This is a genomic window from Edaphobacter sp. (genome assembly GCF_035532915.1).
Lineage (GTDB): Bacteria > Acidobacteriota > Terriglobia > Terriglobales > Acidobacteriaceae > Edaphobacter.
Map to the genome: position 1 here is coordinate 1 of NZ_DATKQC010000154.1, position 9776 is coordinate 9776.

Here is a 9776-nt window from a genome sequence, read left to right on the forward strand (position 1 = left end):
CGGTATCACATCGTGACCATGAAGGATGGCCGCGAGGTGACGTGCCATGTGTGCCTGATCGCTACGGGCGTCTCTTATTGCAAGCTGGAGATTGAGGGCTGCGACCAGTTCAGCGGTGCGGGCGTCTACTATGGCGCGGCGCTGACCGAGGCGATGTCATGCGCGGGCGAGGTGGTCTACATTATCGGCGGTGCGAACTCGGCGGGCCAGGCGGCGATGCACTTTTCGCGCTACGCCTCGGAGGTGCACATGCTGGTGCGCTCCAGTTCGCTGGAGAAGAGCATGTCGAAGTATCTGATCGACCAGATCAAGGCCACGCCGAACATCATCGTCGAGACCCAGACCGAGGTGATCGGCATGTCAGGCAACGACCACCTTGAGTGTTTGATGTTGAAGACGCCGCGAGGAGAAGAGGCGCGACCGACCAGTTCCGTATTCATCTTCATCGGAGCCGCACCGAAGACCGACTGGCTGCCCAAGGAACTTGCCTGCGACAGCAAAGGCTTCATTCTGGCTGGCCCCGAGTTGAAGGCAAAATCGGCTGCGGCATGGACGCTCGACCGCGAGCCATATTTGCTGGAGACCAGCGTTCCCGGTATCTTTGTCGCCGGCGACGTTCGTTATAACTCAGTCAAACGGTGTGCCTCCGCCGTTGGCGAAGGGTCAATCGCAATCCAATTCGTACACCAGTATCTCGCAACACTTTAAATGAACTGCCCAGGAAAACAATGAGCAACCAAACCCAATCCGTCCAAACGAAGCCGATCTGCAAGATCAGCGATGCTGTCTTTGCTAAATTGCGTACTGTCTCCATTTTGTCGACCCTGAACGACGAAGAGTTGCGCTGCCTTGAAGGAGCGCAGGAGATCCATCTGGAGAAAGATGGCGTGCTTGCGCGACAGGGTGAGGTTGCCCATTATTTTTGGATTCTGCTGGATGGTGAATTGAGCGTGATGCAGGCAGTGGCCGAAGGCAAGGAGATGAAGCTCGCTCCCATCCCTAGTGGGACCGCTTTTGGTGAGGTTCCACTGCTTTCTAATACGCCCAATCTGGTCAGCGTGCGCGCCAAAGAATCCGCCGATCTGCTTCAGTTTGACGAAGAGGCGTTCTGGAAGCTGATGACTTCCTGCCCCGGCGTTCGCAAATCCATCCTCGGAAACATGGCCATGCGCATCCAGAAGCTGCAAAGCATCGCCGTTCAACAGGAGAAGATGGCGTCACTGGGGACGCTGGCCGCCGGCTTGATGCACGAGTTGAACAATCCGGGAGCAGCCGCGCGCCGGGCCGCTTCGCAGTTGCGCGAAAATCTGATGCGATTGCACGAGCTCTCGGCGAAATTCAGCAAAACCGAGATGAGCCACGAGCAGAAGCAATGCATGTTTGACCTGCAGGAGCATGCACTTGCAGCCAAGCAGCCGCTGCGGTTGAACTCGCTCGAACAGAGCGATGCCGAAGAGGCCCTGGCCGAGTGGATGGAAGAAGCCAACATCGAGAACGCCTGGAAGATGGCGCCGACGCTGGTATCGATTGGCATTGACGCAAAGGAGCTGGAGTGCGCGCGCGAGGAGTTTGCCGGCCCGATCTTCTCGGACGCGTTGAGCTGGCTGGCCGCCCTCGTCTCCAGCATGCAGCTTGTCGGAACGATTGAAGAGAGCATCGGCCGGGTCTCCGATCTTGTGCTTGCCGTCAAGTCCTACGCCTATGAGGGCAAAGGACAGCGCCAGACGGTCGACATCAATAACAGCATCCATGCCACGCTGGTCATTCTCGGCCATAAGTTTCGCGAGAAGGAGATCGTGGTAGAAAAAGAGCTCGCTCCCGATCTTCCTATCTTCCAGGCGCTGTGCTCCGGACTCAACCAGATATGGACAAACGTCCTCGACAACGCCATCGACGCGGCCTCGCAGCATGGCCACATTAAGATTCGTACGTGGGTTGAGAAGACGCTTCATGATGGACGACCTGAGATCTGCATCAGCATCAGCGATAACGGCAGCGGCATCCCCACAGAATGCCAGGCACACATCTTCGATCCCTTCTACACCACCAAGCCAATGGGCGTCGGCACTGGCATCGGTCTCGGCATCGTGCATCGCATCGTGGAGCAGAATGGCGGAGTCATCCATTTTGCCTCTGAACCCGGCAGCACGGAGTTTGTTGTCCGACTTCCCATCGACAATGTTCCGCCGAAAGAGCAAAGCAGCTAAACAAATTTTCAGAACAACATTTCTCTTCGTTGAGCGTTCTCACAGAAGAACACGCGCAGCTACAACCAGGGCTTCTCTCGCCGCTAGTCGATTCACGTTGCCCGCGCTCCTCGCACGGCATCGTAAGATGAGGGCCAGGAGAACACCGTGCCCCTCGCTCCATTTCATATAGCCTTCCCCGTCGATGACCTTGACGCCGCTCGCCGCTTCTATGGCACGACGCTGGGTTGTCGCGAGGGCCGCAGCTCCACGCAATGGATCGACTTCGATCTCTTCGGCCACCAGATCGTCGCGCATCTGAAGCCGAAGTCGCACGAACACGACACCCACCACAACCCAGTGGACGGCCACGACGTTCCTGTTCCCCACTTCGGAGTCGTTCTTCCATTGGAGCAATGGCAGGCTTTGGCTGAGCGCCTTCGCGGTGCAGGCATCGATTTCATCATCGAGCCATACGTTCGGTTCAAGGGCGAGGTCGGCGAACAGGCCACCATGTTCTTTCTCGACCCCGCGGGCAATGCGTTGGAGTTCAAAGCCTTTGCCGATATCGACCAGCTCTTCGCCAAATAGTCTCACCTGCTGCCCGTCGTTTTCTTCTGGAGGAAGAGTCGCGTCCATTGAGGTCAGACCTTTGTGCGGTGCTCGGTCCGCCAAGTAAATCATAAAAACCCATAGCTAATCCGATTTAGTTCATTTAGACTCTCTAGCGACCCAGCATGAAACGTTTTGGCGTTTGTGACCGCCCCAGACAGATGGCTGCGTCCAGATATTGAAGGAGCACCTATGGAATTTTCCGCACTTTATAGAGGCATAACGATCTCGTTCCTCTCCGCTGTCCTCTCTGTAGCGTCCTTCGTTCCGCAGCAGGCCCTGGCGCAAAAGCAGCCGAACACCGCACAGATGCCCTGGATGAACAAGGCCCTTTCGCCGGACCAGCGGGCGGACATGGTCGTTGGCCAGATGACGCTCGACGAAAAGATTCAGATGGTACATGGCACCGGGTGGGGCGTTCTGCGTGCGGGCGCTTACGTCGCTCCGGGGTCGAATCTTGGCGCGGGCTACACCGAGGGCGTCGAGCGCCTCGGCATTCCCGGCATCAACATGGCCGACTCAGCCGTGGGTATCCGCATGGCGGCGCTTCAGAGCCGCTACGCGACGCTGTTGCCTTCAACCCTCGGAGCGGCGTCAAGCTGGGATACGAAAGCGGCGTTTCTCTATGGCTCGGTCATCGGACGCGAGGCGTGGGCCCAGGGCTTTAATATGTCGATTGGCGGCGGTCTCGATATCACACGTGAGCCCCGCAATGGCCGCAACTTCGAGTATGCCGGCGAAGATCCGGTTCTCGCAGGCATCATGACCGGCGAGCTTGCACTGGGAGTCAAGTCGGAGCACGTGATGAGCGACATCAAGCACTACGCTCTCAACGATCAGGAGACGGGACGAAACGTCGTCAACGTGCTGCTCGACAAACGCTCCATGCGCGAATCCGATCTGCTCGCCTTCGAGATCGCTATTGCGCTCTCCAAGCCTTCGGCGGTGATGTGCTCATACAACCTCGTCAACGGCGACCACGCCTGCGAGAACGACTACCTGCTCAACCAGGTGCTGAAGAAGGACTTTGACTATAAGGGTTTTGTCGTCTCCGACTGGGGCGGAACTCACAGCACCGTGAAGGCAGCGCTGAACGGCCTCGACCAGGACGAGCCGGGAGATGACAACTACTTCAGCGAGCCGCTCAAGAAGGCCGTCGAAGATGGGCAGGTTCCGATGGCTCGGCTCAACGACATGGTGCACCGCATTCTGCGCAGCATGTTCGATGCGGGCGTCATCGACAATCCTCCTGTACGCACCGTCGTCGATCCCTTCCGCGGCCGCGATGACGCGCAGCACATCGCCGAAGAGAGCATCGTCCTGCTCAAAAACTCGAACTCTATTCTTCCGCTGAAGGCCGCAGCCTCGACCTCGATTGCGATCATCGGCTCTCACACTGACGTGGGCGTTCTTTCAGGTGGCGGCTCCGCGCAGGTCGACGCTCCCGGCGGCAATGCCATCGACCCCAAGCCCGGCTCGTCGCCGTGGGGCCAGGCGATCTACTTCCCTTCGTCTCCGCTTCGCTACATCCGCGAGAAGTCGCCTCAGAGCAACGTTCAGTACATCGACGGAAAAGACACCACCGCAGCGGCAAAGCTGGCAAAAGATTCCAGCCTCGCTATCGTCTTCGTCACCCAGCCCATGCGCGAGGGACAGGATGCGCCGACGCTGTCGCTGCCTGACAACCAGGATGCACTGGTGGAGGCCGTAGCTGCGGCCAATCCGAACACGATCGTCGTTCTCGAGACGGGCGGCCCGGTCACGATGCCGTGGGCAGCAAAGGTCAAGGGAATCGTCGAGATGTGGTATCCCGGTATCGGAGGAGCGCAGGCGCTGTCGAACATACTGTTCGGCGATGTCAACCCATCGGGCAAGCTCCCCGTCACCTTTGCCAGGAACGACGATCAACTTCCGCACCCCACTGTTCCCGGCCTCGATCCAAACGCCAAAACAACCGGTGATGATGGCCATCATGATGTCGGCCCTTTCGATCTCAAGTACACCGAGGGCGCGAAGGTCGGCTACAAGTGGTTTGAGGCGACCCACAAGCAGCCGCTCTTTCCGTTCGGCTTCGGACTCTCGTACACCACCTATGCCTACTCCGGCCTGACGGTCGACGATGCCACGCGTACCGCTCGCTTCACCGTCAAAAACACCGGCTCACGCGAAGGCACGGAGATCGCCGAGCTTTACGTCGCGCTTCCCTCTGCTGCCGATGAGCACTTCAAGCGGCTCGTGGGATGGGAGCGGGTCAAGCTGACGCCCGGCGAATCGAAGGAAGTGAGCATTCCTCTGAACCCTCTTTACCTCTCCATCTTCGACACCGCCAAAGACGCCTGGCAGCTTCTGCCGGGAGATTACAAGGTGATGGCCGGAGCCTCCTCCAGCGATACCCCTTTGGACGCTACACTCCATGTTCAGAAGTAAGTACACATCCATACAAAAACCGAAGAGGCACAGCAGACCATCGCTGTGCCTCTTCGGTTTTTGTGAGACGATGCGAAAAAGACCTACCAGGAAGAGTAAGAGGTGCCGTCCGCGGCGCTTAGTTGCGATCCGCTGTGAACGTCGTCGATGCCGGAGTCGGTCTGATCGGTGGTCGACAGGTCGCTGCTCTCGTCAGGTACCCAGGTGTCGTCGCGCTCGGTGAAGGGGTCCTTGGGCATGGTCTTCAGATAGCCAGACTGCACCAGATCGTCCAGCGACTGCGGGGCCTTTTGCTTGTCCACCGTGTACGAGTCAATCGCCGTGCGCATCGTATGCAGGTCTTCCTTGAGGACCGCCTCCTTCGCATTCCGAATATTGTTCGTATACGAAGGAATGGCGATGGCCGCCAGCAGTCCAATCACGACCATGACGATCATCAGTTCGAGCAGCGTGAAGCCCTGCTCGGCGGTGTGTGATGCGCGGGATGGGGACGTCGCTACCATGTGTTGTATTTTGTACCGTCCAGTGCGGTTCCGTCGCTCTTGGTGTAAACGTCAAAGACGTTCTGGCCGCCGAACGATGTCGAATCGGCGTCGTCCTGGTTGGAGCGCAGGCCCCAGTCGGTGGAGTTCGTCATGGGATCGACCGGGATGCGCCGCAGAAATTTGACCTTCTTGTCCTGAATATCGACGCCATCGACCAGCGTCTGCAGATCGGGCGGGTAGTTCATGCTATCGACCTTCGTCTGAATGCCGCCTTTCATCGCTGCATCGTAATAGTGATCGATGGCGGCGCGCATCTCCCAAAGATCACTACGAAGTTCGCGTTCCTTCGCACGCTTGACCTGGAAGCGGGCAATGGGAATCGCTGCGGATGCAAGGATGGCAACGATCGCCACCGTGATAATCAGTTCGACGAGGGTGAGGCCGGATTGGGAGTTGGCGCGCGAGGCAGTCTCACCTCGCGCAGGGGCCGGACGTATCCCACCCGGAGTTCTAGCCGGTACGCTGGCCGGTTTGTTACGCAACATCACTTCACATGTACCACGGCCTGCGAACCGACGGCCGGAAGATTGGCCTGGGCGCTGTTGCGTGCCCCGACCTTGACGAGGGCGAGGTTGGAGTCTCCTGCGGCGACCGCCTTGAAGGTCAGCGTGCACAGGCTTCCCTGCCCACTGATACCAGCAACATTCGGCGGACGCGAGCTGGAGATCGTCACCAGGCCGTTTCCGTCGTCGCGATGCACCAGCGCCACTGCCTGGCCGTCGCGTCCGAGGAAGTTGCCGGTATCGACGTTGACGAGTTGAAGGACCTTGGGGTTGAACTGCATCTGCAGCGGCACCGAATAAACATCACGCCCGTTGCCGAGCATCACAGACACCTGGAAGGTGCTGCCGACCGTCTGTGCCGAAGCCGGCGGAACCACGCTGAAGCTGACGGGAGGACCGACAGGCGCAGCAGCAGCGGGCGCGGGCGGTGTCAGCGGCTGTGCCTGCGTCTTCATCTGCTGCACCATCGCCTCGGCCGCGTTGGCAGCACTTGTCGCAGGGCCAGTGGGGACAGGTTTGGACGCCAGGAAACCGGGATTGCCCAGATCCATGCCGGGCTGATCGGAAGCGTCCACATGACGCAACTCGATGGACTGGCCGGTGCCGGTATCGATGGCGCGGGTGTTCAGGCGGCTAAGCACGGACTCACGGACGATGTGCGGAATCAGCAGAAAGACGACCTCGTCTTGCTGCACCTCTTTACTCCGTGAGGAGAAGAAGTATTTGAAGATAGGCAGCTCGCCGATGCCTGGAGTACCGGTCACGTTCAGGTTGTTCTGCTTGGTGAGAATACCGGCGAGAATGCTCGGCTCCCCCTCCTTCAGCTCAATCGTCTGGTCGACGACGCGCTGGCCAATAATAGGTTCGGCGACGCCTGAGATCGTTACCGTGCTTTGCTGCGACGAGACCTCGACCTTCATCTTCAGGCTGATCTCATCGTTATAGTGCACGGTCGGCGTCATATCGATGGTGACGCCGACATCGATATAGGTGAACTGCGTCTGCACGCCGATGCTGGCAATGCCAGTTGAGACTCCAGCGTTGTAGGAGCCGGTGGCGATAGGAATTCTCTGGCCTACTTTGAATTGCGCTCGTTGACCATCGGTGGCCCGGATGCTCGGATTCTGCAGAATGTGAGTATCCGCGTCCGTCAAAAGTGCGTCAAGCTCGGCAGCCCCGATGCCGACGGCAAGGTTGGTCGAGTTGAAATGGGCGAGCGAGTTGAGCGTGAAGTTAGAGGTTGTGTCAGTTCCGGTACCAGTGCCGGTGCCGCTGCTACTGCTCGAAGTCGGCGAAGCCTGGGGTGTGAGCGTGACCGACTGCGGCAGCGAGAGGCCGAGCTTGCGGACCTTGTCGCGGTTCACCTCGAGGATTGCCACATCCACTACAACCTCAGGACGAGCGCGGTCGAGATCGTTGATCAGTTTTTGCGCCAGTAGAAGCTGGTCCGGCGTGGCGCGCATGACGATCGCATTCTGGCTGGGAACAAGGTTGATCTTGGTGCTGGGATCGAGCAGGTTGCGGATCGCCGTCAGCACCTCGTTGGCATCGCTCTGCTGGCTGGCATTGGTCAGATAGAAGGTCTGGACCGCCTGCTCTTCCAACTCGGCACGCTTGGCCCGGGTATTCGCCGCGACGAAGATCGTATTGCCGGTAACGGGCTTGTAGAACGTGTCGGATTGGGTTCCGACGATGCGCAGGGCATCCGGGAGGGTAACGTTGATGAGATCGACTGGGATGCGCTTGGATTGGTAGTCAGGATCGAAGATGACATTGAGGCCAGCCGCTTTTCCGATGGCCTGATAGATCACCTTGACGTCCTCTACCATGTGCAGTGTGATCGGGTCGTTTGAGACCGGCTTCAACTGAATCGGGCCAGCCACAGAGTTAAGCTCCTGGAGCATCTCCGATTGCCTTGTCGGCGGTTGATTGGCGGCAGGTAGAACAGGAGCAGCGGGAGGACCAGACTCCGGATGCTGTAAGCGGTCAATCTCCTGTTGCGCCGTCTGGTTCGAAGGGTCGATCTCGCGGGCGCGAAGAAACTCGGTGAGCGCTCCCGACAGATCTCCGCTCGCATGCAGCACACGGCCACGGTCGATGTGGCTGACCCCAGCCTGAAACCTCATCCGCTCGAAGTGCGCCTTATAGGTAAGGTCCTTGGGGTCTTTGAGGGTGGCCTGGCGGTAGTCTTCATAGGACGCGTCGAAGTCCTGACGCACCTCGGCATCCTGTCCGCGCTTGTTCCACTTCTTGGCCGACTGTGCCTGCGCCGCCACGGGATTGAAGGCGACGAATCCGGCCAGCAGAAAGAGAGCCAGGTACGCCTGAAGCGCGAACGTCGATACTTTAATAATTATTTTTTTGCCGCGACCCATGCTGCTTCCGTTTGCGTCCTTTACACCGTGAAGAGTGCGGCGTCTGCCCGAGTACACGCCCGCCCCCATGCATTCCGAGTGAAGGACGCCGCCTGTGGGGGCTGTGCCTGACAGGCTATTGCGCTCGGGTGAGTATACCATTCGCGGTACGGTTGACCTCATGTTTGTGACGGCTTTAGCAGTTAGACGCGGCATCTCCCCATCGGTGAGGCTTGGACCGGCGGCATGTTAAAGTAAGAAGTCCTATGCCTCGCTCTCTTTCCAACCCGACCGTCGCCCACCAGCCCAAGCCGGTGGTCAAGGCAAAGGACCGCGATCCGGTGGCATCCGGTCTGAGAGATGCCGCATTTAACCGCTCAGCCAGCTTCAATTACTTCCTCTCCGACAAGTTCGAAGCCGGTGTCGCCCTGCGCGGGACCGAGGTCAAATCGATCCGCGAAGGCAAGGCAAATCTTAAAGACGCGTATGGCCTATTGAAGGACGGCGAGTGCTTTCTGCTGAATGCGCACATCGGCCCCTTCTCGCACGGCAATGCGATGAATCATGATTCACTTCGCACCCGCAAATTGTTGCTGCACAAGACCGAGGTGCGCAAGCTCGAGGCCCTGACCCGGCAAAAGGGATTCACTCTGATTCCCGTTCGGCTCTACTTTCGCAACGGCCGCGTCAAGTGCGAGCTTGCTCTCGCCAAAGGCAAGCAGGACTGGGACAAGCGCGAGACCGAACGCAAGCGCGAGGCCGACAGCGAAGCCAAAGCAGCCGTCGCCAGAAGCCAGCGCCGCTAGATCTTCCAATCCAACGCCTTCTGTTTTGCGTTACAAATACTGAACCTTAGTTGCAGCGCTACCTCACTCCAATAGTCGAGAATCGGGTTACGATATCGTATGGATACGAAGCTTCTATTTCAGGATGCAGCCGGATTTGCTACACCGATGCTTGCGGTATTCGCTGTAGATATCGCGACCGCTGTCGATGCGGATCCTTTGCCCGCCCTGCTGTCAACCTCGGACGCGGTCACGAACGCAGCGGCCAAGGTGATGGCGTCAGGTGAATTTAAAGCGACGCTTGGTGAAACGCTTTTGCTCCATTCGCCTAGCGGACTGAAGGCAGAGCGTCTTCTGCTCGTCG

General features: G+C 58.7%; 9 protein-coding genes. 6 read left to right on the forward strand and 3 right to left on the reverse strand.

Going from position 1 to position 9776, the window contains the following annotated elements; all coding sequences use genetic code 11:
- The 4 genes from VMU57_RS07465 to VMU57_RS07480 form a co-directional block, all read left to right on the forward strand.
- A partial coding sequence (locus tag VMU57_RS07465) for an NAD(P)/FAD-dependent oxidoreductase (protein ID WP_325382026.1) occupies window positions 1-708 on the forward strand: 708 nt, incomplete at its 5' end.
- Between the two features lie 20 nt (window positions 709-728).
- Window positions 729-2207, forward strand: a complete 1479-nt coding sequence (locus VMU57_RS07470) for a sensor histidine kinase (protein ID WP_325382028.1) — start codon at window positions 729-731, stop codon at window positions 2205-2207.
- 147 nt (window positions 2208-2354) lie between these two features.
- Window positions 2355-2777, forward strand: coding sequence for a VOC family protein (locus VMU57_RS07475; protein WP_325382030.1), 423 nt, complete (start codon window positions 2355-2357; stop codon window positions 2775-2777).
- A 213-nt stretch (window positions 2778-2990) separates the two neighbouring features.
- Window positions 2991-5225, forward strand: coding sequence for a beta-glucosidase (locus tag VMU57_RS07480; protein ID WP_325382032.1), 2235 nt, complete (start codon window positions 2991-2993; stop codon window positions 5223-5225).
- An 83-nt stretch (window positions 5226-5308) separates the two neighbouring features.
- On the opposite strand, the gene VMU57_RS07485 is transcribed toward VMU57_RS07480, so the two are convergent.
- From VMU57_RS07485 to VMU57_RS07495, 3 genes are read right to left on the reverse strand one after another with little or no spacing between them, the layout of a single operon-like run.
- Complete coding sequence (locus VMU57_RS07485; protein ID WP_325382034.1) at window positions 5309-5728, reverse strand: prepilin-type N-terminal cleavage/methylation domain-containing protein; 420 nt, start codon at window positions 5726-5728, stop codon at window positions 5309-5311.
- A complete protein-coding gene (locus tag VMU57_RS07490) occupies window positions 5722-6255 on the reverse strand; it encodes a type II secretion system protein (protein WP_325382036.1) in 534 nt (177 codons plus the stop codon). The genes VMU57_RS07485 and VMU57_RS07490 overlap by 7 nt, the downstream gene beginning before the upstream one ends.
- On the reverse strand, window positions 6255-8648 hold the full coding sequence (locus VMU57_RS07495; protein WP_325382038.1) for a cohesin domain-containing protein: 2394 nt from the start codon (window positions 8646-8648) through the stop codon (window positions 6255-6257). The genes VMU57_RS07490 and VMU57_RS07495 overlap by 1 nt, the downstream gene beginning before the upstream one ends.
- A gap of 245 nt (window positions 8649-8893) precedes the next feature.
- Between VMU57_RS07495 and smpB the strand changes: the two genes are divergently transcribed.
- Together smpB and VMU57_RS07505 are read left to right on the forward strand one after the other, a co-directional pair.
- Window positions 8894-9433: an SsrA-binding protein SmpB gene (smpB, locus tag VMU57_RS07500; protein ID WP_325382040.1), complete on the forward strand. Its 540-nt coding sequence runs from the start codon at window positions 8894-8896 to the stop codon at window positions 9431-9433.
- A 99-nt stretch (window positions 9434-9532) separates the two neighbouring features.
- Window positions 9533-9776, forward strand: a 244-nt coding sequence (locus tag VMU57_RS07505; protein WP_325382042.1) for a M17 family peptidase N-terminal domain-containing protein, incomplete at its 3' end; no start/stop codon positions are given.